The sequence below is a fragment of the Salinimicrobium profundisediminis genome, from assembly GCF_026241755.1.
GTDB classification, from domain to species: Bacteria; Bacteroidota; Bacteroidia; order Flavobacteriales; family Flavobacteriaceae; genus Salinimicrobium; species Salinimicrobium profundisediminis.
Window position 1 is genome coordinate 17,227 of sequence record NZ_JAPJDA010000015.1, and the last position, 25,214, is coordinate 42,440.

A 25,214-nucleotide genomic window follows, 5' to 3' on the forward strand; every position below is an offset into this window, starting at 1 on the left:
AAAATTGTTTTTTACGCCAATTAGTTAGCGCTTCAATTTACAAACAATTATTTTTGAGCCAAGAAAGAAAACATACACCTATGAATATTCTCATCCTTGGTTCAGGAGGCCGCGAACATACTTTCGCACATCAACTATCTCAAAGCAGTCACTGCGATAAACTCTTTATAGCACCCGGTAACGCCGGCACCTCGGCTATAGCTACAAATGTAGCGGTGAGTGTCAATGATTTTGAAGCTGTAAAAGAGCTGGTGCTAAGGGAAAAAATTGAGATGATGGTGGTGGGGCCAGAAGATCCCCTGGTTAATGGTATCGTTGATTTTTTCAGGCAGGATGAGCAATTGAAGCAGGTAGCGGTAATTGGCCCGTCAAAGAGAGGTGCCTTGCTGGAAGGAAGTAAAGAGAGAGCCAAGGAGTTTATGGCCATGCACAACATTCCTACTGCGGCGTATGAGAGCTTTACTAAAGAAAGTCTTGCCGCCGGAAAGGAATTTCTTACCACCCTCAAGCCACCGTACGTGCTAAAAGCTGATGGTCTTGCTGCCGGAAAAGGTGTCCTGATCCTGAATTCCCTTGAAGAAGCACAGAATGAACTGGAAAATATGCTCACCCAAAATAAATTTGGATCTGCCGGAAATACCGTGGTGATCGAAGAATTCCTGGACGGGATTGAGCTCAGTGTTTTTGTACTTACCGATGGAAAGAATTATAAGATCCTGCCAACAGCAAAGGATTATAAGCGTATTGGCGAAGGAGACACAGGCCTGAATACCGGCGGAATGGGTGCAATTTCTCCCGTTCCTTTTGCCGATGAGGTTTTTATGCAGAAGGTTGAAGAGAGGATTGTAAAACCGACTATTGCCGGGCTTGAAGCCGAAGATATTGACTATAAAGGTTTTGTTTTTATTGGTCTTATTAAAGTTGGAGAAGAGCCTTATGTGATTGAATACAACGTAAGAATGGGTGATCCCGAAACAGAGGTTGTATTACCCCGCGTAGAGTCTGATCTTGTTGAGGTATTTCAGAAAATTTCTGAAGGGAAACTGAGTGAAATTGAGCTTAAAGTGAAGGAAGAAGCTGCAGCTACTTTAATGCTGGTATCTGGCGGATATCCTGAAGATTACGAAAAGGGAAAAGAAATTACCGGTCTTAATGACATCGACGGATCAATCGTTTTTCACGCAGGAACTGTAGAAAAAGATGGAAAGGTCTTAACCAATGGTGGCCGTGTTATCGCTATCACCTCTTTTGGAAAAGATTTCCGGGAGGCCATAAAAAAATCTTATCAAAATGCCGAAAAACTTCATTTTGATAAGATGTATTTTAGGAAGGATATAGGTTTTGACCTCTAGCCCAGGAAAGAATGGGCGCTGGTTTCGCGCTTTTCCTCGTTACGGTCGTTGAATTTCTTTAGCTGCAACATCCAGTAAATAAAAGCTGCTGCCGCAATTAACATAAAGATCCAGTTTACAGCGTTTGCCAACCACCAGCTATCCAGCTCTAAATTGGCAAGCCCGTTGAACGGTGCGAACAGGTAATCTTCAAAAATGGTCTGTATCCCCTCGAAAAAATCCTTCATAGTAGCTATATTTAACTCCACAAAAATATAAAAAACCCTAATGCTAACAAGCTTTTTTAGCAATTCAAGGCCTATTAACTTCATTGTAGTGGCCGTGTACATCTTTATTTTTTATCTTTTTGCTAACCTGCAGGCACTGTTTTCAGCGCCTTTTTGGGTCATTTGGCAGGAGGTAGGAATGTTCCTGATACTGGTGCTGAGTGTTTTTATTCTCAATTTTATTTCGGGAAGAAATGAGCTTACGGGGCGAAATGCCTATAAAAGTATTTTGTTTGCAGGTTTTCTTTGCATGTTTAGCGCTGCATTGCAAAACAATGATGTTATAATAGCCAATTTATTTCTACTCCTTGCGCTGCGCCGCATCCTGTCTCTTAAATCACAGCGTGAAACAGTGAAAAAAATCTTTGATGCAACTTTCTGGATAGGGGTAGCATCGCTCTTTTATTTTTGGAGCATTCTTTTCTTATTCGTGGTCTACTTTGGCCTTCTGGTACATGTGGGGCACAGGTTTAAAAACTGGCTGGTGCCGGTGGCGGCCCTTCTGGCACTGCTCTCCATTGTTACAAGTGTAGATCTTTTAATTACCGACACCTTCTACACCCTGGCCGACTGGACCCAGGCAATTAACCTCGATTTTGAGCAATACCGCAATCTGTCCCTTCTCATTCCTTCGGCTTTTCTCTTTGCGCTTACCCTGTGGTCATCTTTTTTCTATGTTCTTATCATTCAAAAAGCCAGTGCCAACGCCAAATCTTCCCTGTTCATAATTTTACTTTGTGCCGGGGTGGCTTTAACTGTTGGGGTCCTGGCACCTACCAAAAATGGCAGTGAATTGATGTTTTTCTTCGCGCCATTAGCAATTATGGTAACCAATTACTTTCAAAGTATGAAAGACCAGTGGTTCAAAGAAATGTTGTTTCTCACCATAATCCTGCTGCCCGTGCTGCTTCTGCTGCTGTAACAAAGCTTCAGAAGATTGAAAATCACCCTTCAAAAAATCTAAAAATCCGGTACCTTTGCCAGAATTGTTAATCGGTGGTTTTTCTTCCGAAGAACCTCTAAAATTTCAGCATATGTTTTCAGATAAAGCAAATAAGATCTTTCAGGAAGTAATAGAGAAGTATCATGAGATAAATACGGTAGGGCAGGAGTTTCACAACCCTTTCGATGAGAAGGAACAGCTCCTGGAGCACCTTTTGTACCGCAAGTGCTGGATAGATACCGTGCAATGGCATTATGAAGATATTATTCGCGATCCAAACATTGATCCTGTTGCAGCGCTTAAGCTAAAAAGGCAAATTGATGCCTCAAACCAGGATCGTACCGATATGGTGGAATACCTTGACAGTTACTTTCTTGACAAGTATAAAGAAGTGGAGCCAAAAGAGGATGCGACGATCAATTCTGAAAGCCCCGCCTGGGCTATTGACAGGCTTTCTATCCTGGCGCTCAAGATCTATCACATGAACGAAGAGGCCAATCGCGTTGATGCCGGGCAGGAACACATGATTAAATGCCAGGCAAAGCTCGATGTCTTGCTGGAGCAGCGTGTAGACCTTTCTACAGCAATCAATCAGTTACTCGGCGATATCGCCAGTGGTGATAAATACATGAAGGTGTACAGGCAAATGAAGATGTACAACGATGATGATCTTAACCCTGTTTTAAGAGGGGCTAAAAAATAGCATTTTTGGATGGAAAGACCGCACCACATTTTAGTTATACGCCTCTCGGCCATGGGAGATGTGGCGATGATGGTGCCTGTTCTCAAAGCTTTTACTGAAAAATATCCCGATGTTAAGCTCACCCTGCTTACCCCACGGTTTTTCGCCCCCATGTTCAAAGATCTTTCTAATGTTCAGATTTTTGAAGCTGAAGTAAAAGGAAGACACAAAGGCATCTTCGGACTCAAAAAGCTTTCTTCGGAATTGCTTGACCTTAAAATTGATGCCGTTGCCGACCTTCACAATGTACTGCGGTCTAATATTCTGAAGTTATTTTTTAAGCTGAAGGGAATCCCGGTACGCCAGCTGGACAAAGGCCGGAAGGAGAAAAAAGCCCTCACCCGAAGCAATAACAAGATCTTTGAACAACTGAAGGCAACCCATGAGCGGTATACTGAAGTTTTTGATAAACTCGGCTATCCCATAGATATCAATTCTGTGCAGGTACTAGAAAAGCAGGAATTGACCGAAAATCTTAGCGCTATAACAGGGGAAAAGGATAAGAACTGGATAGGAATTGCACCTTTTGCCCAGCATGCTTCCAAGGCTTATCCCGAAGATCTCATGAAAGAGGTTTTACTGAAGCTTCAAAAAGGGCAAAATTTGAGGATATTTTTGTTCGGGGGAGGTAAAGAAGAAACCGGGAAACTGGCCGCGTGGGAGAAAGAATTTTCCAATGCTGTTTCAGTAGCCGGGAAGTTATCTTTTGAAGAAGAGCTTTCTCTTATTTCAAACCTTGATCTTATGCTGGCAATGGACAGCGGTAACGGACACCTCGCAGCCAATTTTGGAGTGCCGGTGATCACTATTTGGGGGCTCACTCATCCCTACACCGGATTCGCCCCATTCCGTCAACCCGAAACAAACTCCCTGCTGCCCGATCTTCAGAAATACCCCGCTATTCCCACCTCCATCTACGGAAAAAACATTCCGCAGGGATATGAAGAGGTGATGAGGAGCATTCCGCCGCAAAAGGTAGTGGAAAAGATTAATGAAATATTGAACTGACATTTGAAAGCTTCAGAACTAAATTCCAAGCACCAAATTCTAAATACCAAAAGGGGTTCCAAAAATGTCATTTTTGGAACCCCTTTTTTAAAGTGAGAAGTCTCATATCAATATCTCAATAAATAGCTGGGTTGAAATGTTTATTAAATTTGCCATTTTTGAGTAGAAAATCCTTACATAGATTATGAACAAAAACGTCCTTTCCTTATTGAGCCTCGGTGTCTTCTTCCTCTCTTCCTGTAATCGTGATATGCACAAGGAACCATCTAATGAGGCGCAGGTAACAACATTTGTTGATCCGTTTATTGGAACTGGTGGGCATGGCCATACCTATCCAGGTGCCACCGTACCCTTTGGAATGATCCAGCTAAGTCCCGATAACGGGAAACAAGGTTGGGACTGGTCTTCGGGTTACCACATTTCTGACACCCTTATAGTGGGCTTCAGTCATTTGCACCTTAGTGGTACCGGAATCGGAGATTTGGCCGATTTGCTTTTTATGCCTGCCAACAAGAAGATCGATTTAACCACTCCGGTTGAAACAAGGGACGATATTCCGTACAAATCTGTTTTTAGCCATTCAAAAGAAGAGGCATCTCCCGGTTACTACAGGGTTTTTCTTGAAGATCCTGAGGTAGAGGTGGAGTTGACAGCTTCTGCGAGAACAGGCTATCAAAAATATAAATATAGCCAGGCAGGAGAACAATCGGTAATAGTTGATCTCGGGTTTGCCATTAACTGGGACACCCCGCTGGCAACCAAAATAACGATTGAAGACGATTACACTATAAGCGGATTTAGACACAGTACCGGGTGGGCAAAGAATCAAAAAGTATTTTTTGTTGCAAAATTTTCCAGTCCTATTGTTTCAAAATCATTAGTTAGTGATAGCCAGGAAGTAAATGAAAATAGCGCGGAAGGGGCTAAAACTGCTACCCAGTTATTTTTTGATTTAGAAAAAGCTAATGAACTGCAGGTAAAATTAGCGTTGTCTTCGGTGAGCATAGAGAATGCGAGACAGAATCTGGATAATGAAAAAAGCGATTTTGACGTTGCCAAAAATGAGGCTGCTGCATTGTGGGAAGATGCTTTAAAAGGTATCAAAGTGGAGACGAAAGAGGATTCTCTTAAAACAATATTCTATACTGCCTTGTATCACACTAAAGTGGCACCAGTTATATTTAGTGATAAGAATGGAGAATTCCGTGCTTCAAATGACAGTATTTTAAAGGCACAGGATTTTACTGCCTACACCACGCTTTCTTTATGGGATACTTTTAGGGCACAGCAACCGCTACTCACTTTGACCGATCCTGATAAAGTTTCAGATATCATAAAATCAATGCTGGCGTATTATAAAATTGAAGGAGCGCTGCCGGTCTGGACGCTTTATGGAAATGAAACCAATACAATGACAGGGTACCACTCTATACCGGTTATTGCCGAGGCCTATTTCAAGGGAATAAGAGATTTTAATGTTGCAGAGGCTTATGAAGCCATGAAAAACACCATGATGCAGGATCAACGCGGATTAAAGTTTTATAAAGAATACGGCTATATACCGTTCCGGGAACTTGATGAATCTGTGACTTACGCCCTTGAATATGCATATAACGACTGGTGTGTTGCTCAAATGGCAAAAGCTTTAAATAAACCCGAAGATTATAAATACTTTTCGAATCGAGCCAAAGCATATCAAAAGTTGTTTGATGCTGAAACTGGTTTTATGAGAGGAAAGAGTGAAGATGGTAAATCCTGGAATACACCGTTTGATCCAAAATTTTCCAGTCACATGGAGAATACAGATTATACCGAAGGTAATGCATGGCAGCATAGTTGGTTTGTTTTACATGAACCCCAGGAGCTAATTGAACTTCACGGCGGAGCAGAGAATTTCAGCAGTAAACTGGAGCAACTTTTTACTGAAGATTCAGAAATTAAGGGAGAAAATGCTTCAGCAGATATATCGGGACTTATTGGCCAGTATGCTCATGGGAATGAGCCAAGCCATCATATTGCATATTTATTCAACAAAGCAGGTAAACCCTGGCGAACGCAATTTTGGGTAAGGGAAATTTTATCAACACAATATTCTACGCAACCTGATGGTTTGAGCGGGAATGAAGATGCCGGGCAAATGTCTGCCTGGTATGTTTTTAGTTCTATGGGCTTGTATCCCTTTAATCCGGCTGCTGCCGAATATGAAATTGGAAGTCCTCTTTTTGAACAATCTGTAATTAAGTTGCCAGAAGGAAATACTTTTACAATAAAGGCCGTAAATGTTTCTGATGAGCATCGATACATCCAATCGGCCACATTAAATGGTAAGGATTTTAATCGAACAACAATATCTCATTCAGAAATTATTGACGGGGGTGAATTGATTTTTCAAATGGGGAGAGAGCCCAACAAAAATTGGGGGCTTAAGTAGTGACAAAAAAGATATTTAGCAAAAGCTCAACAAGGCAAGAAATATTAAAGTACCGGGTTTTAAAAGCTCCGGTATTTTTTGCTCTAACAGGTGCAAATGGCTTTCAATAAAACGCTGCCTGAAATTGCCATTTTTGAAACCCTTGTGAATAGACATTTAGCCTTGCATGGTCTACACTATAAGGCTGAGGTGAAGCTTTTACATTAGTATGTTTTAAGAAGCGTTTCTTTTACATCGTTCAAATAGCTTCGACCAATAGTATATTTATTTCCGTCAATCTGCAAGCAATTGCCTTCTATGGCCTCTACTTTATCAAGGGAAATAGTAAATGATCTGTGAATTCTAATAAACTTATCAGCAGGAAGACTATCAGTGAAATTACTTAAGGTTTGATGAACAATGTATTTGCCACTGGTGGTAATAATTCTAATATAATCTTTTAGGCTCTCTACTATCTTAATATCATCCAGGTAGATCTTCTTCATTAACTTTTTATCCATTTTAATAAAGATGTGATCTTTTTCACTGGTGGTTTCTACGGTCCTGGTGGTTTGATTCCTTTTTAAAGCTTTATTCATGGCTTTTACAAAGCGGGGAAAGGATATGGGTTTAACCAAATAATCGAGCACCTCAAGTTCGTAGCTTTGTACTGCAAATTCGGCATGAGCTGTAGTAATAATCACCATGGGTTTCTTGCTGAGGCTCTTTAGAAGGCTATAGCCGTCTAAAACAGGCATGTTTATATCAAGGAATAGGAGATCTACCTCAGAATTTTCGAGATATTTCAGGCTTTCAACTGCGTTGTTAAAAGTGGCTGAAATACTTACATCTTTGAATTGAGACAGATGGTTCTTTATTACATTTATAGCTAAAGGTTCATCGTCAATAATTATGCACTTTAAGTTCATCGAAGTTTCAGTTTTAATTTTACGATATACCTGTTCTTTTCTTCGTAATTCTGAAGTTCAAATTCGTCTTTACTGTATGCCAGTTCTAGCCTTTTTCTCACATTCGCAATTCCAATCCCTCCGGGCTGATTAAATTGAACCATAGAAGGTTGAGGAGGTAGCGTGTTAATGATTTTAAAAAGTAGAAAATCCTCCTGAACGGTGAAGGTAATAATTATGTCGGTTTTGCCAATCGTTTTATTTGCCCCATGTTTAATTGCGTTTTCTATAAAAGGAATTAAAAGCATGGAAGAAACTTTTTTACCTTCAATATCTCCCGTAATTGACATATTGACCTGTAATAGATCACCATACCTGATCTTTTCAAGATCCAGATAATTTTGAATGCAGATGATCTCTTTTTGAAGATCCTGTTTATTTTCATTGGTCTCGTAAAGAAGATATCGCATTAACTCAGAGAGCTTCAAAATAGTTTCTGAAGCTTTGACAGACTTATCAAGAGATAAAGAGTAGATATTATTTAAGGTATTAAAGAAAAAGTGGGGCGATATCTGGGAACGTAGAAATTTTAATTCGGTTTCCAGTTGTGTTTTCTCAAGTTTAGCAACTCTTTTGCTCTCCTGCATCCAGTCTATAGTTATTTTAAGTGCTGTAACAAATGAGATTACATAGAACTCTCCTAACATCATGGTAATCACATAGTTAAAACTAAATGTCGTGGTTTCTACAGGTCCTTCTGGCCAAACATTACTGCTTACCAAAAGAGAGGTTAGGTCAAATTTAACCCTCACCATTAAAAATATGGAAAGGATTACGGAAACAGCGAAGCTAAAAAAATGTCTTTTTTCAATAAACTTTGGGATAAAGATATAGATGGTGACATAACTTAGCAACATATGTATAGGGAAGCCTATAATATTTCCCTTGAGTGATAACAAGTAATCATCATAGTAGCTACCCCACCTGAGAACATTAAAAACAAAATAACAGAACCAAAATAATACATGGTGTTCTGGTCCAATTTTGTAGTAATCAGAGGTGCCGTTAAAGACCTTGTCGAAATGCTTTTGTAGTATCATAAATGCCAATTTCTGGCTGTTAAGCTTTCCAAAATTGTTGTTGGTCTAAATTACCTTTTTTGGATCCGGAATATATAAATAAATCTTGATATTTGTTAAGGAAATGTTGTAGTTCCCTCAAATTCTGCCTTAATGAATAAGCCTTCCCTCCCGTTATATTTTATACTTTTTTTTGCCATTTATTCCTGTAAAAAGAATGTTAGTATTGCCAACGTTGAACCCGAACCATCGCCCATTTCTTATGTAGATCCATTTGTGGGTACAGGAGGTCATGGCCATACCTATCCTGGAGCCACAACTCCCTTTGGAATGATACAGTTAAGCCCTAACAATGGTATTAGTGACTGGGACTGGTGCTCAGGATATCATTATTCAGATGATACCATAGTAGGTTTTACTCATCTAAATCTTAGCGGAACAGGTATTGGAGATCTGGGGGATTTACTTTTTATGCCGGTGAATAAAGAAATCGATTTAGCTGTGCCTGTAAAGTCCAGAAATGATATTCCTTATAGCTCAAAGTTTGATCATGCGAATGAAGAAGCATCCCCGGGATTTTATCGCGTTTTTCTTGATGATCATGAGGTAGAGGTGTTTTTAACAGCTTCTAAAAGAACTGGCTACCAAAAATACATTTTTAGAGAGGGAGATGAACAAACGGTAGTAGTAGATTTGGGTTTTGCAATTAACTGGGACAGGCCTACAGAATCTTCTATTGAACTTGAAAACCCCACTACTATTAGTGGGTATAGATACAGTACCGGTTGGGCCAATAATCAAAAAGTCTTTTTTGTCGCAGAGTTCTCCAAACCTATTGTTGATGCTAATTTCCTGACAGATGGGAAAGTTGTTGATAACCACAATGCTAACGGGGTCAAAACTGCTGCACAGTTTTTCTTTGATACTGAAACAGGAACCAACCTTCAGGTGAAATTGGCATTATCATCGGTAAGTATTGAAAATGCAAAAGAGAATTTGGATGCGAACGATTTCAATTTTGATAAAAGAAAAGAGGAAGCAACCGCACAATGGGCTGAAGCTTTGGAAACTATTAAGATACAAACCCCGGTTGATTCTTTAAAAGCTATATTTTACAGCGCACTTTACCATACAAAACTGGCGCCGGTAACCTTTAGTGATAAGAATGGTGAGTTCAGGAAAGAGAATGATGAAATCATTAAAGCAGGAGATTACACTGCTTATTCCACTTTCTCTTTGTGGGATACTTTTAGGGCACAACATCCGCTACTCACCCTAACCGATCCTGAAAAGGTGCCGGATATGATCAGGTCCCTTCTCGAATACTATAAAACTGAAAATATTCTTCCTGTGTGGACGCTGTATGGCAATGAAACCAATACAATGACAGGATATCATTCAGTTCTGGTAATAGCTGAAGCTTATTTTAAGGGAATAAGAGATTTTGATGTAGAGTTCGCCTATGAAGCAATGAAGAATACGATGATGCAAGATGAACGGGGATTAGATTTATACAAAGAATATGGCTTTATACCATATAACCTTCTGGACGAGTCAGTCACTATTACTCTTGAATATGCGTACAATGACTGGGCAGTTGCTCAAATGGCCCAGGCCCTTGGGAAAAACGAGGATTACAGGTATTTTTCTCAAAGAGCAAAGGCCTACCAGGAATTATTTGACCCTGAAACGGGCTTTATGCGAGGTAAGACTAAAGATGGGGTATGGAATGAACCTTTTGATCCAAAATTCTCCAATCACAGAGAACACACAGATTATACCGAAGGGAATGCCTGGCAGCATAGCTGGTTTGTACTACATGAGCCTGAGGCCTTTGTAGTTCTTCATGGTCAGGAAAAATTTAGCGAAAGGCTGGAACAACTTTTTACCGAAAGTTCTGAAATAACAGGAGATAATGTTTCAGCTGATATTTCGGGGCTTATAGGTCAATATGCCCACGGTAATGAACCTAGTCATCATATAGCTTATTTATTCAATAAAGTAAATCAACCCTGGCGTACCCAGTATTGGGTGAGGGAGATTCTCAAAACTCAATATAGCACACAACCTGATGGTTTAAGCGGAAACGAAGATGCCGGGCAAATGTCGGCCTGGTTTGTTCTTAGCTCGATGGGAATTTATCCACTTAATCCGGTATCAGCCCAATACGAAATAGGAAGTCCATTATTTGAAGAATCTGTCATTCAGCTTCAGGATGGAAAGAGTTTTAAAATCATAGCAGAAGATGTATCCGATGTTAATATTTATATCCAATCTGCCCAACTAAACGGCACCAATCTGGACCGTACTTTTATAACACATGATGAAATTTTACAAGGTGGGCAGTTACACTTTAAAATGGGACCTGAGCCTAACCTTAACTGGGGTATTAATAATACAACTGCGAAGTAATGGCAACTCTTGATGTAATTATTATTTTACTCTATATAGCAGTAACGCTTGGAGTAGGGATCTATGTTTCTAAAAAAGCTTCAAAAGGCCTCGACTCTTATTTTTTAGGAGGAAAATCAATAAAGTGGTATTACCTGGGTTTAAGTAATGGATCTGGGATGTTTGATGTTTCAGGGACTGCCTGGATGGTGGGGATATTATTTTTGTATGGTGTCAAAAGCTTCATGTTCATGTGGATGTGGCCGGTATGGAACCAGGTGTTTATAATGATGTTCCTCGCGGTGTGGATAAGGCGTTCAAAAGTTATGACAGGATCAGAATGGATTCTCACACGTTTTGGAGATGATAAAGCAGGCAGGGCCTCTCATTTTATTGTGGCGGTATTTGCTGTTGTAGCAGCTATTGGGTTTATCGCATATTTTTTTGAAGGCGTGGGAAAATTCATGACTGTTATTCTTCCCTGGGATATGTCGGTTAATTTCATTGGATATGAAGTTTTGGCTTCGGAACAGTGTTATGCATTAATCATAATTTTCCTCACCACCATTTACACGATTAAAGGCGGTATGTTCTCTGTAGTGGCTACTGAAGTATTGCAGTACCTAATCATGGTAGTAGCAGGGCTTCTGGTTACGGCATACACCTTCATTTATTTAACCGATGCCCAGATCTCGGCTATTATTCCCGGGGAATGGAAAAATATCTTCTTTGGTTGGGAGCTCGAAACATTCTGGAATAGAAAAGAAGAGAAATTTAACCACCTAATAGATACCCAGGGGTATAAAATGTTTGGTGCTTTTATAGGAATGACTCTATTTAAAGGCTTTTTTGCCAGTGTTGCAGGGCCTACTCCCAGTTACGACATGCAGCGTATACTTTCTACACGAACTGTAAAAGATGCAGCATACATGAGTGGTTTCACAAATTTGGTACTTTTTATACCAAGGTATTTGCTTATTAGTGGCATCGTTGTACTTGCACTCGTTTTTATTGCTCCTCAACTCGCAAGCTCTGGAAGTATTAATGGGAATGATCTGGAAATTCTCCTGCCCCAGGTGATTAACAACCACATTCCTGTGGGGATAAAAGGTTTGCTTTTAGCCGGTCTCTTGGCGGCATTTATGTCTACGTTTTCCGCTTTTGTGAATGCCGGACCAGCATATATTGTGAATGATATCTATAAAAAGTATTTCAAACCAAATGCTACAGATAAACATTATATAAAAATATCTCATTTGTCTTCTTTCCTGGTGGTGGTACTGGGTGTGGTAATGGGCTTTTTTGCAGAATCTATTAACTCCATTACACTCTGGATTACCAGTGCTCTGTATGGGGGTTACGTAACGGCTAATTTTTTGAAATGGATTTGGTGGCGATTTAATGGTTGGGGATATTTCTGGGGCATGCTCTCCGGACTAATCATAGCAACTTTACAGTTCTTGCTCGATTTTAATAAAGATAACTTTACACCCGGTTCTGTTTTGTTCGAATTGGCTCATATTCCTGCTATTTACCTGTTCCCTATAATATTTCTGGTTTCTCTGGCAGGATGTATATTTGGTACATTTTTAAGCCGGCCTACAAATTCTGCAACTTTAAAAGAATTCTATACCAACGTAAGACCCTGGGGTTGGTGGAAACCGGTAAGGACAATGATTCGTGAAGAGGGAATAAGTATTGAAAAAAATAAAGATTTTAACCTCGATATGTTTAACTGTATTGTGGGTATAATCTGGCAATCTTCAATGATTCTAATGCCGATATATTTTGTGGTGAGAGATTATCCAAAAGCATTAATAGCCTTATCGATTTTTATAGTAACCACTACCATATTAAAGTTTACATGGTTAGACAAAATTAAAAAATACAAAGAATGAACTTGAAATCTAATCCTATTCCCTGGCAAGACCGCCCAGCAGGTTCTAACAGTGTCATGTGGCGCTACAGCGAAAATCCTATAATTGACAGGTATGCCATACCTAGTTCCAACAGTATCTTTAATAGTGCTGTTGTTCCTTTTGGTGAGGGTTATGCAGGTGTGTTCCGATGTGACAACAAATCGGTTCAAATGAACATTTTTGCGGGATTTAGTAAAGACGGGCTAAACTGGGATATAGAACATGATCCTATCCAATTCAATCCGGGGAATACCGATATGATTGCTTCAGATTATAAATATGACCCAAGGGTGACATTTATTGAAGATAGATACTGGATTACCTGGTGTAATGGCTATCATGGCCCTACTATCGGCATAGGCTATACCTTTGATTTTAAGGAATTCTTTCAGTGTGAAAATGCTTTCCTTCCATTTAATCGTAATGGAGTCCTTTTTCCGAAGAAAATCAACGGGAAATACGCAATGTTGAGTCGCCCCAGCGATAACGGTCATACCCCTTTTGGAGATATTTACATTAGCTACAGCCCAGACATGAAGTACTGGGGGGAACATAGGTGTGTGATGAAAGTATCGCCCTTTGAACAAAGTGCATGGCAGTGTACCAAAATAGGTGCCGGTCCTGTCCCCATTCTTACAGAAGAAGGATGGCTTTTATTTTATCACGGGGTAATAAACACATGTAATGGCTTCAGGTATTCTGTAGGTGCGGCAATTTTGGATGAAGAGCAACCCGAAAAAGTGAAGTTTAGAACCCAGCCATATCTTCTTGCACCTTCAGAAATCTATGAGCTAACAGGCGATGTGCCAAACGTCTTGTTTCCATGCGCAGCTTTACATTCTATAGAAGAAGACAAACTTGCACTTTATTATGGCGCAGCCGATACAGTTACTGCTCTTGCCTATGGGAAAATAAGTGAAATACTAACATTCATTAAAGACAACAGCTTGTAATGAAAAAAATCCCAGTAATAATATTCCTCCTTGTCCTCCAGTGTCAATTTATACTTGCACAAAGCCATCCTGCGCCCCGTTCATATATAGCTTATAAAGCAGAGGGGGCAATAGAAATTGATGGAAAGGCTAACGACGATTCCTGGAAAAAGGCAGAATTTAGCGATGATTTTATAGATATAGAGGGACATAAAAATCCCAAATTTCAAACTCGTATGAAGATGTTGTACGATGAGACATATCTATACTTTTATGCAAAGATGGAGGAACCACATGTATGGGGAACCTTAAAACAAAGAGACACAGTTATTTTTTACAATAATGACTTCGAGATATTTATAGATCCTGACGGTGATACACATAATTACCTTGAATTTGAAGTAAACGCATTAAATACCGTGTGGGATCTTTTTATTGCAAAACCCTACCGTGAACCGGGGCCTATTGTAGACAGTTGGGATATCCAGGGTTTAAAATCGGCTGTATTTATTGATGGAAGTCTGAACAATCCCAAAGATCAGGATGCCTTTTGGAGTGTTGAAGTGGCAATTCCGTGGGAGGTTCTTAAAGAAGCAAATACTCATACAAGAATTCCCAAAAATGAGTTTTGGAGGATTAATTTTTCCAGGGTAAACTGGGATCATGATATACAGGACAATACTTACTCAAGGAAAAAAGATAAAGAGGGAAATTATTTACCCGAATATAACTGGGTATGGTCTCCTCAACACGTCATCAATATGCATGAACCGGAAAAATGGGGTTACGTCTATTTCTCGGAGAAAGCTGTAGGTGATGTGGATGAGTTTGCAATTCCTGAAGAGGAACACATAAAGTGGTGGTTATACGATCTTTATAGAAAACAAAAGAGCTACTTTGCCAAACACGCTAAGTGGGCACCAAACCTCAAAGCTCTTTCTACTCCGCAACCCTCTTTAAATGATCTTCAACTTAAACCCACTTATGAACAACATTTAAGTGGCTGGAATATATCTGTAAAAAGTCCTTATTCAGATGATATCCTTTTAATCAAAGAGGATGGTAAATTTGTAAAACTTTAAACGTAAAAATAATGAAAAAGCTCAGTCTACTTTTCCTTTTGTTAACCGCTTCACTTGTATCGTGTGTGAATAAATCTGAAGCCCACCAGGATACTCAGGCATCTGTTGATACTACAGATCTTAAACAGGAGGATTTCAAATACTGGACCTGGATTACCGCAAATCCCGATAAAACTGATGCAGAGTACACCCAGAAATTTAAAAAATATAAGGAAAATGGCATTGATGCGGTACTCATCAATACAGAGACAGATCCAGAGGTTTTAAGACATTTAGTTCCCCTGGCCAGGAAGGAAGGTCTTGAGGTACATGCATGGATGTTTACTATGAACCGTCCAGGAGATGCCGTTGCCCAACAACACCCTGAATGGTATGTGGTGAGCAGGGAAGGAAAATCTAACTTTGACACACGGCCTTATGTAGATTATTATCAATGGTTGTGCCCTACCAGAAAAGAGTCTAGAGAACATGTTCTAAGTTTGGTAGAGGGTCTTGCAAAAGTTGAGGGCATAGAAAGTATCCATCTTGATTATATTCGCTTCCCGGATATTTTCCTGCCTATTGGACTGCTTCCAAAATATGATTTGGAGCAAAATGAGGAACTGGCCGAATTCGATTTCTGTTACTGTGACGTTTGTGTGGCCGAATTTGAAAAAGAACATCACAAAAACCCAAGAGAGTTCGAAAACCCCGCTATTGATATGGAATGGAAACAATTCCGTCTTAATAAAATTAAAGCCGTTGTAGACGACGCCTATAAGATTGCCAAAGAAAATAACCTTAAGCTTACTGCAGCTGTTTTTCCTTACCCCGAAATGGCCGACCATATGGTACGTCAACGTTGGGATAAATGGAATGTAGATATGGTACTTCCAATGATCTATCAAAACTTCTACAATGAAGAACTTGACTGGATAGGCTTTGCTACAAGGCAGGGTGTTAAAGACCTGGAGGGTCGAAACACACAGCTACATACAGGAATTTATGTGCCTCCATTGAGTGGGGAAGAAGTTTCAGAAGCAATTGAGCTGGCTAAAGCAAATGGAGCAAGGGGAGTTTCCTTTTTTGATGGAGGAGCTTTGACAGATGACCATTTGAAAGCTATAAAAGAATCAAGAGATAATTAGAATGTACAGACTATTGCCTTTAATCCTGGTTTTTCTTTCTCTGAATTCATTTGCTCAGGAGAAGAGGTTAGTAGATCATGTGAACCCTTTTATAGGTACAGATGGCCCAGGGAATACATACCCCGGGGCAACTGTCCCCTTCGGAATGGTCCAGTTAAGTCCGGATATCGGGATTCCGGGATGGGATCGAATCGCAGGATATTTTTATCAGGATTCCATTATAAGTGGATTTTCTCACATGCACCTTTCAGGTACCGGAGCGGGAGATCTTTATGATATTCTTGTAATGCCGGTTAACAGCAGGTTTAATAAAAGGATCAAAGAGAATAATTTTAAGCCTTTTTCCAAATTTGATCATCAACAGGAAGAAGCATCTCCTGGATATTACAGCGTAGAGCTTCTGGATTATGGTATTACTGCCGAGCTTACCGCAACAAGAAGAACAGGAATTCACCGTTACACATTTCCAGAAGATAAGAATACCACCATACATGTAGATTTAGGGTATTCCTTAAACTGGGACAGGCCTACAGAGACATATTTTAACGTTGTGAATGATTCGGTTATTGAAGGTTACAGGAAGTCAACCGGTTGGGCGAAAGATCAACGGGTTTATTTTGTAATGAATTTTTCCAAGCCCTTTAAAGCCTTTGATCTTTTTCAGAATGAGCAAAGAACAGGTAATCCTGTTGAAGGAGCAAATACCCGTGTAGAAGTTCATTACAGTACCCAGAGCAATGAACAGATTGTTATTAAAACAGGATTTTCTACGGCCGGTATAGAAGGGGCATACGAATCTTTAGAAGTGGAAGCACCTCACTTCAATTTTAATTCTTACAAAAAAGCGGCTGCAGAAATTTGGGAGTCAGAACTTCAAAAAATAAAAATTGAAACTCCTGATGAGAATCAGAAGGCGGTGTTCTACACCATGATGTATCACTCTATGCTTGCACCAACATTGCTAAGTGATCCTTCAGGTAATTACAAAGCCCCTAATCATCAAATAGAAAATTCAGAAGGATTTGACAGGTACGATACTTTTTCTCTGTGGGATACTTTTAGGGCTGCCCATCCTTTATATACCATAATTCAGCAGGAAAAGGTGCCTCATTTTATCAATTCTTTGCTTGCCCATTACAAAGAGACGGGGTTATTACCTGTCTGGTCTATGCAGGGAAATGAAACTAATATGATGCTGGGTTATCATGCAGTTCCGGTAGTTGTAGATGCCTATTTTAAGGGTTTTAATTTTGATGCAGATTTGGCTTATGAAGCTTGTAAGGCAAGTGCCATGGCCAATGACAGGAGCATAGATGTTTATCGTGACTATGGTTATGTGCCAGCAGGAGATGAGGACGAAGATTGGTCGGTCTCAAAAACCCTTGAATATGCTTATGATGATTGGTGCATCGCCATGTTTGCAAAAGACCTCGGAAAAACAGAGGATTATAAGTATTTTTTAAAACGTTCAGAAAACTGGAAAAATTTATATGATCAGGAAACCAGTTTTTTTAGACCAAAAGACAGAGAAGGAAAATTTATAACTCCATTTCTTCCGAAGGAATACACCAGGTTCTTTAGTGAAAGTAATGCCTGGCAGTATTTCTGGTTTGTACCCCAGGACATTAAAGGTTTAAAAAAGGCAACAGGTGGCAGGGAATATTTCACTCAAAAATTAGATTCCATGTTTAGTCTGCACCCTACAGCAGATGATGAATTGCCAATTTTTAGTACTGGAATGATTGGCCAGTACGCACATGGCAATGAACCTAGTCACCATGTTGCATATTTATATAATTATACAGACAAACCCTCTGAAGGACAAAAATTAATCAGGCAGATCCTCAATACTCAATACCGTAACGAGCCGAACGGGCATTGTGGGAATGAAGATTGTGGCCAAATGTCGTCGTGGTTTATTTTTAGTTCCATGGGCTTCTACCCCGTGAATCCTGCACAGGGAATTTACGAACTGGGAAGTCCACTTTTTGAAGAGGCTGTTATTAAGCTTCCCCACGGAAAAGAATTCACCATTAGAGCAAAAGATTTTGATAAAGATAAAGTGTTTGTAAAAGCGGTTAAACTAAACGGAAAGAAACTGAACAGAACCTATATTACCCATTCAGAAATAACTACGGGAGGTCTTCTGGAGTTTTTTATGAGTGCAAAACCTGAAGATAAAGATTTCAAAGTATCACAAGTGCCAAAGACCAACAAAATATATCGTTAAATCCAGTGATGCTAAAACAATAAAATAAATCCCCCAAAACCCTTCAAAAATGCCATTTTCAAGACCCCATATTTTGACGTTTATTTTGATTGGTTGCTTCCTCTTTTTTAATGCCCAGGGCTGGACGCAGAATTCTAAAGAGAATTACGAAAACGAATTCGTCAATGAAGTCAATAGAGCACCCATGCGAAGTTCGTATCATATCTTCGAAAACGAGCAACTGGCAAAAACAAATGATTGGAAAAGTTCTGAAAACTATCAGAATTTAAACGGTGACTGGAAATTTAAATGGGTTGAAAATCCCTCTAAACTTCCCGAAAATTTTTTCGCACAAGGAATAAACACTTCAAATTGGGATACTTTTCAAATTCCGGCAAACTGGGAAGTGCATGAGTATGGCTATCCTATTTATACCAATGAGCTGTATGAGTTTCACAACCTCATTGATATTAATCCTCCTATAGTTCCCAAAGAATATAATCCCACAGGTGTTTATCGTCGCACTATTAGCATTAATGATGCATGGCGAGATAAAGAGGTTTATTTGCACATTGGTGCTGCAAAATCAAACCTGGAAGTGTGGGTGAATGGTAAGCATGTGGGTTACGGTGAAGATTCTAAATTACCACAGGAATTCAACATTTCAGAATATGTAAAACTAGGAGAAAATCTTATTGTATTAAAAGTGATGAGATGGAGTGATGGTTCATATTTGGAGGATCAGGATTACTGGAGAATGAGTGGTATTACAAGAGACAGTTACCTGTATGCCCGAAATCCTGTACACCTTAAAGATTTTACTGTACGTACAGAATTAGATGAAGATTACCATGATGCCAAACTGAAAGTGAATATCCAGCTTTCTGATGTTCCGAAGAAAAATAAAGACTATCTGGAGGTGCAGCTAAGAGACGGATTAAAAATTATAGCTTCTGAAAAACGTAGCGTGCGGGAATGGAAAACTCAAGATAACCTCGAGTTTTTCCTCCAAAATCCTAAAAAATGGACTGCAGAAACACCCAATCTTTATCAGTTATATTTTCTTTTAAAAGACAGGAAAGACAATATAATTGAAATCATTAAGCAAGACGTGGGTTTTAGAGAAGTAGAGATAAAAGATGGTCACTTATTGGTCAACGGAAAGAAAATTCTTTTAAAAGGGGTAAACCGTCATGATACCGATCCTGTTCATGGTCAAACTATGTCCAGGGAACGTATGGAGCAGGATATAAGAATTCTTAAGGAGTTTAATTTTAATGCTGTACGTACTGCTCATTATCCAAATGATGAGTATATCTACGAACTTTGTAACAAGTATGGTTTGTATGTAGTGGATGAGGCCAACATTGAATCTCATGGGATGGGATATGATCTTACCAGGACATTGGCAAACGCCCCAAGTTGGGGAGAAGCACATCTTCAGCGGTTGCAAAGAATGGTTGAGCGGGACAAGAACCAGCCTTCAGTTATTATATGGAGTATGGGAAATGAAGCAGGAAACGGAGTTAATTTCTACAACGGCTATAACTGGATAAAAATGCGGGACAATTCGCGCCCTATTCAGCACGAACGGGCTATTTTACCTTATATGGACAAAGGGCAGATGCGCGCTGAGTGGAATACAGATATTATTGCTCCTATGTACCCTTCTGTAGAAGAAATGAGGGCTTATAATTCAAAAAATCCTAATCCCGAAAGGCCGTATATTATGTGTGAGTATGCTCACGCCATGGGTAACTCTATTGGAGGCTTAAAAGATTACTGGGATTTTATTCGTACTCACGATCATTTTCAGGGAGGCTTCATTTGGGATATGGTAGACCAGTCAATCTATAAAACTCTTGAAGATGGTTTGAAGATCCTGGCTTATGGAGGTGATTTTGGTCCCGAAGATGTTCCCAGTGCAAATAATTTTTTGAATAACGGGGTATTTTCACCAGAAAGAGATCCCAACCCTCACGCTTATGAGGTAAAAAAGATCTATCAGGATATACATACCAGCCTTTTAGACCCTCAGCAAGGACAAATTTCTATTTATAATGAAAGGTTCTTTAAAAAGCTTGATGATGTGAAGTTAAGTTGGGAAGTGCTGGCAAATGGGAAAGTTATTTCAAAAGGAGAGGTGCTTGAACTAAATGTTCAGCCTCAGGAAAAAAACAGCTTTAGCCTTGATCTTGAGATACCAGATAAAGAAACAGGAGAGCTGTTTTTAAACATCGACTACGTACTACTTCATGATTCCGGTCTTCTTGAAAAAGGTCATGTTGTTGCGCAGGAGCAACTTTATCTTGGCGGTGAATATGAACAGGCAGTGAAAATTACCGGTACCGAAGCATTAAAAACAGAAAAGAACAAGGATCAGGTTAATTTTATATCACCTGGCGCTAAGTATATGTTTGACAGATCTACAGGATTTTTGACCGGTTATGAGTATAAAGGAAATAAGATTTTAAAAGATGGTTTTGAATTGAGACCCAACTTCTGGCGGGCACCAACAGATAATGATATGGGTGCCGGGCTTCAGCAAAAATTAAGACCTTGGAAAGAAGCAATGGAAAATCCGGAACTTATAAACTGGACATACAAACCTTCGGGTAAAAATATTATAGTTACTGCCAAGTACAATTTAAAGGAAGTTTTGTCAGAAATGACTATAAATTATGAGATCAACGGCGAAGGAGAAATCCTGGTTGATTATCACCTCAAAAAAGGAGATTCTGAAGAAATTCCAATGCTGTTCAAAGTAGGAGTGAAGATGGTGCTGCCCGGAGATTTCGAGTCGGTAAGCTATTATGGGTTGGGACCGATAGAAAATTACCAGGACCGCCAAACCTCTGCGCGTTTGGGTGTTTATGAGCAAAAGGTAAGTGAACAATATTATCCTTACATACGCCCCCAGGAAACAGGGAATAAGTCTGAAGTGCGATGGCTGGAAATGTCTGGTGAAAATGTCATTTTAAGACTGGAAGGAAAAGAGAACTTCAATTTTACTGCGTTACATTTTCTTACCGAAGATCTTGATGACGGTTTGCAAAAAGATCAACGCCATGCCGAAGAGATTCAACTCAGAGATTTAACCTTTCTCACAATAGATACTGCCCACATGGGATTGGGGAGTATCAATAGCTGGGGGAGGCTGCCAATGGATCAATACCTTCTAACCGGAAAGGAATATTCGGGTACTTTTAAAATTACACCATCACAGAAAAACATTAAGTAGTAGTATCATGAACTCGACAAGACCCCTCATCTTTTTAGTCTTTTTATTAATCTTGTTTGCATGCAATACATCCAATCAGGAAAGATTATTTACTGAAAAAGAAATTAAAATAGTTCCAACTCCGGCTCAAATGAAGTTAGGAGAGGGATTTTTCAGTTTTAACAAGAACACCACTTTGGTAGTGACCAGCGAGGAGGAGGAGAATTACATAAGTCCGCTCAGGAATAAACTTGCACAAGCGGCAGGGCTTGACTTAAAAATGGAGAAAGTGGCACCTTCAAAAAACTTTGTGCAATTTATCCTTGATGAAAATTTTAAAGGAGAAGCTTACCAACTTGAAGTACTCGAAGATAAAATCTCTATCAAAGCCAGCAATACAGCTGGATTTACATATGCAGTTGCCAGTTTGCAGCAATTGTTTCCTGTTGAACTTGAAAGTAGTAAGTTATTAGAAAGTGTAGCTTGGCAGGTTCCCGTAATCACAATTGATGATGAGCCGCGATTTGCGTGGCGGGGTTTGATGCTGGATGTTTCCAGACACTTTTTTGAGAAGGAATATATTTTTGATGTCATTGATAGGATGGCATACCTTAAGCTGAATACATTTCATTTCCATCTGGTAGATGACCAGGGCTGGAGAATTGAAATTAAAGAATATCCAAAACTTACTGAAGTTGGTGCCTGGAGGGTTGATCATGAGGACAAGCACTGGGATGCGAGGCCAACGCCCCAGTTAGGGGAAGAAGCTACTTTGGGTGGTTTCTACACCCAGGAGGAGATCAAAGAAATAGTTGCTTATGCAGGGACTAAGGGAATTAATGTGGTTCCCGAAATTGAAATGCCCGCCCATGTTATGAGTGCTATTGCTGCATACCCCGAACTTTCTTGTCATGGCAACGAGATTATGGTGCCTCCGGGAGGGGTATGGCCAATTACCGACATCTATTGCCCCGGTAAAGAATCTACTTTTGAATTTCTTGAAAATGTTCTTTTAGAAGTGATGGAATTGTTCCCTTCAAAATATATTCATGTGGGTGGTGATGAAGCAACCAAAACCAACTGGACGACCTGTGAAAACTTTCAACGAAGAATGGCAGAAGAAGGTCTTAAGGATGAAAAGGAGTTACAGAGTTACTTTATCAAAAGAATGGAGCGTTTTATAAGCTCTCACGGCCGAACCCTTATAGGTTGGGACGAAATTCTTGAAGGAGGGCTGGCTCCAGGTGCTACTGTTATGAGCTGGCGTGGTACACAGGGAGGTTGGGAAGCTTCAGAACAGGGACATGATGTGGTAATGACGCCGGGTAGCCATGTTTATTTTAACTTCTACCAGGGAGTTCCTGATACTGAACCTGTAGCTTTTAGCGGTTACACGCCTTTAAGCAAGGTATATAGTTTTGACCCGGTTGTAGATTCTATGTCTGTTGCTCAAAAAGAGCACGTGTTGGGAGGACAGGCCAATTTGTGGGCAGAATTTATTACGACAAATGAGCAATCGGAATACATGATCTTTCCAAGGTTAGTCGCTTTATCTGAAGTGCTTTGGAGCCCAAAAGAAAAACTTGATTGGGCCGGTTTTTCAGATCGTTTGAAAGAAAACATCCTTCCCCGTTACGATTATCAGGGAATAAACTATGCCAGAAGTTCTTTTTCTGTCACGGCAGATACTGAAGTTGACCTGACCAGCAATGTGGTAAAAGTCAAACTTCAGAATGAATTTCCAGATTCAGAAATAAGATATACCCTAAATGGAGATGATCCCGGAGCAGACTCAAAAATATATCAGGAACCTTTTGAGCTTTCTAAGACAGCAACAATAAAGGCGGGGGTTTTTGAGAATGGAAAGCAAAAAGGTCAAACATTCGAGAAAACTTTTCATTTCCATAAAGCAGTTGGGAAGGATGTAAGTTATAACCCGGTTTATCACGATAGTTACCAGGGTGCAAAAGAAGTAGGTATGGTAAACGTAATTCGTGGCAGTTTAAACTTTCATGATAAACAGTGGCAGGCGTGGCTGGTAGATGATATGGAGGTGGTGATTGATATGCATAGAGAAGTACCGGTGAACAAGATTACTGTAGGTTCTATGGAGAACCAGGGATCTGGAATTTATTTTCCTGTAAAGGTGGAAGCGCTAATTTCAAAAAATGGTAAGGACTATACCAGCGTAGGTAAAATAGAAAGAGAATTTAGTCATAGTGGCATACCTCAATTGAAAGATTTTGTATTGGACTTTAATGAACAGGAGACAAGGTACATTAAAGTTAAGGCTGCAAACCTTGGCAAGACTCCGCGGGGAGGAAACGCATGGCTGTTTGTTGATGAAATTATAGTTGAATAAGATATAGGCATCAATAAAAGTTTTTTATCAACCAGTTTTAGAACTAGAAAAATATCGAAATGAAAAACATAAAAAGTCTTATTCGGGTTGGGATAATTCTTCTAAGCTTCTCTTTATATGGACAGAAGACTAAAATAGTAGAAGTCTTTAAAAACCAGCCTGTAAATTTCACAGGTATTGCCGGAGATACAGTTCATAATATCCGCTTACAGGATGGCCGAATAATTTATAAAAAAATCAAAGCGCCTGACTTTGAAAAAGGAACTGATGTTTTTGTTCATATGACCCTGCGTTCTGCCGGAGATACCTGGGATAAATCGGGTTCACTTTTTGTCATTACAGATCCTGAGAAGATCGATATTATCGATATTGCTGAAGGTAAAGCGAATTTCCCGGAGGCTGCGGGAATACCAGGTTATCAGGGGATCAAAAAAGGAGGAGAATATAATCCAGCCCTTGAGATACTTAGGTTTATGACTCCTTTTGGAGTAGGTCATTACAGTGATGAACAAAAAAATCCCAGGATTAAATACAATAGGCCGGTTTATGTGCCCAAATGGGAAGAGGAAGTGAAATGGACAGAAGATATTTCCCACCTATCTACTGCGGTAACCGGTGAGTTTATTGTTGGAGTGTGGATAGATACCTGGACTTCAGAAGGATATCTCGTTGATGTTGAACTGGAGTATTCAGGAAGGGCCGCAAAGAAGAAAAAAGTGCTGCCCTTGGTAAATACTGTTTATTACGCTTCACAAACCCATCCAGACCTCTTTTCCGAAGAAGATCTTACAGTAGATTTTAAACTGCCCAAAAATGTCAAAAATGCAAAGCTTCATTATATCACCACAGGCCATGGTGGCCATAGTGGAGGGGATGAGTTTATAAAGCTGCATAATACCGTGAAGATAAATAACGAAATTTTAATTGATACCATTCCCTGGAGGGACGATTGTGCTTCTTTCAGGCGCTTTAATCCAACATCGGGGGTTTGGGTAAGAAAAGACACAGCTTTTGCTTACAATGAAAATAGAGAGAAAGAGTACATAGAAATAAAAGAACGATTAGCATCTTCAGATCTCTCCAGGTCTAACTGGTGCCCCGGGTCAAAGGTGTCTCCTATGGTAAAAAATATTGGAAACCTTCAAAAAGGGCAAAATCAACTAACAATTTCTATTGATGGTACTCCAATTGACGGGGATAAATTAAATCACTGGCTGGTTTCGGCCTATATCACCTACGAAGAAAATTAAATTTATTTTCAACC

General features: G+C 39.7%; 17 protein-coding genes. 14 read left to right on the plus strand and 3 right to left on the minus strand.

Annotated features, from left to right (window positions below; all coding sequences use genetic code 11):
• Window positions 1-80 precede the first annotated feature (80 nt).
• On the plus strand, window positions 81-1,352 hold the full coding sequence (purD, locus tag OQ279_RS10150; protein WP_266069759.1) for a phosphoribosylamine--glycine ligase: 1,272 nt from the start codon (window positions 81-83) through the stop codon (window positions 1,350-1,352).
• On the opposite strand, the gene OQ279_RS10155 is transcribed toward purD, so the two are convergent.
• Window positions 1,349-1,579 (minus strand): DUF6341 family protein, encoded by a 231-nt coding sequence (locus tag OQ279_RS10155; protein ID WP_266069760.1) that lies wholly within the window; start codon window positions 1,577-1,579, stop codon window positions 1,349-1,351. The two genes, purD and OQ279_RS10155, sit on opposite strands and share 4 nt — an antisense overlap.
• A gap of 40 nt (window positions 1,580-1,619) precedes the next feature.
• Here OQ279_RS10155 and OQ279_RS10160 point away from each other — a divergent pair, with 40 nt between their 5' ends.
• From OQ279_RS10160 to OQ279_RS10175, 4 genes are all read left to right on the plus strand, one after another.
• On the plus strand, window positions 1,620-2,540 hold the full coding sequence (locus tag OQ279_RS10160; protein WP_266069761.1) for a DUF6427 family protein: 921 nt from the start codon (window positions 1,620-1,622) through the stop codon (window positions 2,538-2,540).
• 112 nt (window positions 2,541-2,652) lie between these two features.
• Window positions 2,653-3,264: a DUF4254 domain-containing protein gene (locus OQ279_RS10165; RefSeq protein ID WP_266069762.1), complete on the plus strand. Its 612-nt coding sequence runs from the start codon at window positions 2,653-2,655 to the stop codon at window positions 3,262-3,264.
• Between the two features lie 9 nt (window positions 3,265-3,273).
• Complete coding sequence (locus tag OQ279_RS10170) at window positions 3,274-4,311, plus strand: glycosyltransferase family 9 protein (RefSeq protein ID WP_266069763.1); 1,038 nt, start codon at window positions 3,274-3,276, stop codon at window positions 4,309-4,311.
• Window positions 4,312-4,495: 184 nt separating this feature from the next.
• Window positions 4,496-6,742 carry a GH92 family glycosyl hydrolase gene (locus tag OQ279_RS10175; protein WP_266069765.1) on the plus strand — a complete coding sequence of 749 codons (2,247 nt, stop codon included), beginning with the start codon at window positions 4,496-4,498 and terminating at the stop codon, window positions 6,740-6,742.
• 203 nt (window positions 6,743-6,945) lie between these two features.
• Here the strand turns inward: OQ279_RS10175 and OQ279_RS10180 are convergent, their stop codons facing one another.
• Window positions 6,946-7,650 carry a LytR/AlgR family response regulator transcription factor gene (locus OQ279_RS10180; protein WP_266069767.1) on the minus strand — a complete coding sequence of 235 codons (705 nt, stop codon included), beginning with the start codon at window positions 7,648-7,650 and terminating at the stop codon, window positions 6,946-6,948.
• On the minus strand, window positions 7,647-8,729 hold the full coding sequence (locus tag OQ279_RS10185; RefSeq protein ID WP_266069768.1) for a sensor histidine kinase: 1,083 nt from the start codon (window positions 8,727-8,729) through the stop codon (window positions 7,647-7,649). Before OQ279_RS10185 ends, OQ279_RS10180 begins: the two co-directional genes overlap by 4 nt.
• 132 nt (window positions 8,730-8,861) lie before the next feature.
• Between OQ279_RS10185 and OQ279_RS10190 the strand changes: the two genes are divergently transcribed.
• Genes OQ279_RS10190 through OQ279_RS10230 form a run of 9 tightly spaced genes read left to right on the plus strand, consistent with a single transcriptional unit; the run spans window position 8,862 to window position 25,200 of the window.
• Window positions 8,862-11,120, plus strand: coding sequence for a GH92 family glycosyl hydrolase (locus tag OQ279_RS10190; protein WP_266069770.1), 2,259 nt, complete (start codon window positions 8,862-8,864; stop codon window positions 11,118-11,120).
• Window positions 11,120-12,997, plus strand: coding sequence for a sodium:solute symporter family protein (locus tag OQ279_RS10195; RefSeq protein ID WP_266069772.1), 1,878 nt, complete (start codon window positions 11,120-11,122; stop codon window positions 12,995-12,997). Before OQ279_RS10190 ends, OQ279_RS10195 begins: the two co-directional genes overlap by 1 nt.
• The gene (locus OQ279_RS10200; protein ID WP_266069774.1) at window positions 12,994-13,971 is read left to right on the plus strand and encodes a glycoside hydrolase family 130 protein; all 978 of its coding nucleotides are present in this window, start codon (window positions 12,994-12,996) and stop codon (window positions 13,969-13,971) included. The genes OQ279_RS10195 and OQ279_RS10200 overlap by 4 nt, the downstream gene beginning before the upstream one ends.
• Window positions 13,971-15,032, plus strand: coding sequence for a carbohydrate-binding family 9-like protein (locus OQ279_RS10205; RefSeq protein WP_266069776.1), 1,062 nt, complete (start codon window positions 13,971-13,973; stop codon window positions 15,030-15,032). Before OQ279_RS10200 ends, OQ279_RS10205 begins: the two co-directional genes overlap by 1 nt.
• Window positions 15,033-15,043: 11 nt before the next feature.
• Window positions 15,044-16,159 carry a family 10 glycosylhydrolase gene (locus tag OQ279_RS10210; RefSeq protein WP_266069778.1) on the plus strand — a complete coding sequence of 372 codons (1,116 nt, stop codon included), beginning with the start codon at window positions 15,044-15,046 and terminating at the stop codon, window positions 16,157-16,159.
• Window position 16,160: 1 nt separating this feature from the next.
• Window positions 16,161-18,389 carry a GH92 family glycosyl hydrolase gene (locus OQ279_RS10215; RefSeq protein WP_266069779.1) on the plus strand — a complete coding sequence of 743 codons (2,229 nt, stop codon included), beginning with the start codon at window positions 16,161-16,163 and terminating at the stop codon, window positions 18,387-18,389.
• A gap of 49 nt (window positions 18,390-18,438) precedes the next feature.
• Window positions 18,439-21,609 (plus strand): beta-galactosidase, LacZ type, encoded by a 3,171-nt coding sequence (gene lacZ / locus OQ279_RS10220; RefSeq protein WP_266069780.1) that lies wholly within the window; start codon window positions 18,439-18,441, stop codon window positions 21,607-21,609.
• Window positions 21,610-21,616: 7 nt separating this feature from the next.
• Window positions 21,617-23,950 (plus strand): beta-N-acetylhexosaminidase, encoded by a 2,334-nt coding sequence (locus OQ279_RS10225; protein ID WP_266069781.1) that lies wholly within the window; start codon window positions 21,617-21,619, stop codon window positions 23,948-23,950.
• Between the two features lie 59 nt (window positions 23,951-24,009).
• The gene (locus OQ279_RS10230; RefSeq protein WP_266069783.1) at window positions 24,010-25,200 is read left to right on the plus strand and encodes a PNGase F N-terminal domain-containing protein; all 1,191 of its coding nucleotides are present in this window, start codon (window positions 24,010-24,012) and stop codon (window positions 25,198-25,200) included.
• The last annotated feature ends 14 nt before the right edge of the window (window positions 25,201-25,214 follow it).

What these genes read in the sequence shown, in the direction of transcription:
- OQ279_RS10230 (WP_266069783.1), top strand. Translation starts at nt 24,010, where the DNA reads ATGAAAAACATAAAAAGTCTTATTCGGGTTGGGATAATTCTTCTAAGC.
- OQ279_RS10210 (WP_266069778.1), top strand. Translation starts at nt 15,044, where the DNA reads ATGAAAAAGCTCAGTCTACTTTTCCTTTTGTTAACCGCTTCACTTGTA.
- OQ279_RS10180 (WP_266069767.1), bottom strand. Translation starts at nt 7,650, where the DNA reads ATGAACTTAAAGTGCATAATTATTGACGATGAACCTTTAGCTATAAAT.
- OQ279_RS10225 (WP_266069781.1), top strand. Translation starts at nt 21,617, where the DNA reads ATGAACTCGACAAGACCCCTCATCTTTTTAGTCTTTTTATTAATCTTG.
- OQ279_RS10200 (WP_266069774.1), top strand. Translation starts at nt 12,994, where the DNA reads ATGAACTTGAAATCTAATCCTATTCCCTGGCAAGACCGCCCAGCAGGT.
- OQ279_RS10170 (WP_266069763.1), top strand. Translation starts at nt 3,274, where the DNA reads ATGGAAAGACCGCACCACATTTTAGTTATACGCCTCTCGGCCATGGGA.
- OQ279_RS10195 (WP_266069772.1), top strand. Translation starts at nt 11,120, where the DNA reads ATGGCAACTCTTGATGTAATTATTATTTTACTCTATATAGCAGTAACG.
- OQ279_RS10165 (WP_266069762.1), top strand. Translation starts at nt 2,653, where the DNA reads ATGTTTTCAGATAAAGCAAATAAGATCTTTCAGGAAGTAATAGAGAAG.
- OQ279_RS10190 (WP_266069770.1), top strand. Translation starts at nt 8,862, where the DNA reads ATGAATAAGCCTTCCCTCCCGTTATATTTTATACTTTTTTTTGCCATT.
- OQ279_RS10160 (WP_266069761.1), top strand. Translation starts at nt 1,620, where the DNA reads ATGCTAACAAGCTTTTTTAGCAATTCAAGGCCTATTAACTTCATTGTA.
- purD (WP_266069759.1), top strand. Translation starts at nt 81, where the DNA reads ATGAATATTCTCATCCTTGGTTCAGGAGGCCGCGAACATACTTTCGCA.
- OQ279_RS10185 (WP_266069768.1), bottom strand. Translation starts at nt 8,729, where the DNA reads ATGATACTACAAAAGCATTTCGACAAGGTCTTTAACGGCACCTCTGAT.
- OQ279_RS10155 (WP_266069760.1), bottom strand. Translation starts at nt 1,579, where the DNA reads ATGAAGGATTTTTTCGAGGGGATACAGACCATTTTTGAAGATTACCTG.
- OQ279_RS10175 (WP_266069765.1), top strand. Translation starts at nt 4,496, where the DNA reads ATGAACAAAAACGTCCTTTCCTTATTGAGCCTCGGTGTCTTCTTCCTC.
- OQ279_RS10215 (WP_266069779.1), top strand. Translation starts at nt 16,161, where the DNA reads ATGTACAGACTATTGCCTTTAATCCTGGTTTTTCTTTCTCTGAATTCA.
- lacZ (WP_266069780.1), top strand. Translation starts at nt 18,439, where the DNA reads ATGCCATTTTCAAGACCCCATATTTTGACGTTTATTTTGATTGGTTGC.
- OQ279_RS10205 (WP_266069776.1), top strand. Translation starts at nt 13,971, where the DNA reads ATGAAAAAAATCCCAGTAATAATATTCCTCCTTGTCCTCCAGTGTCAA.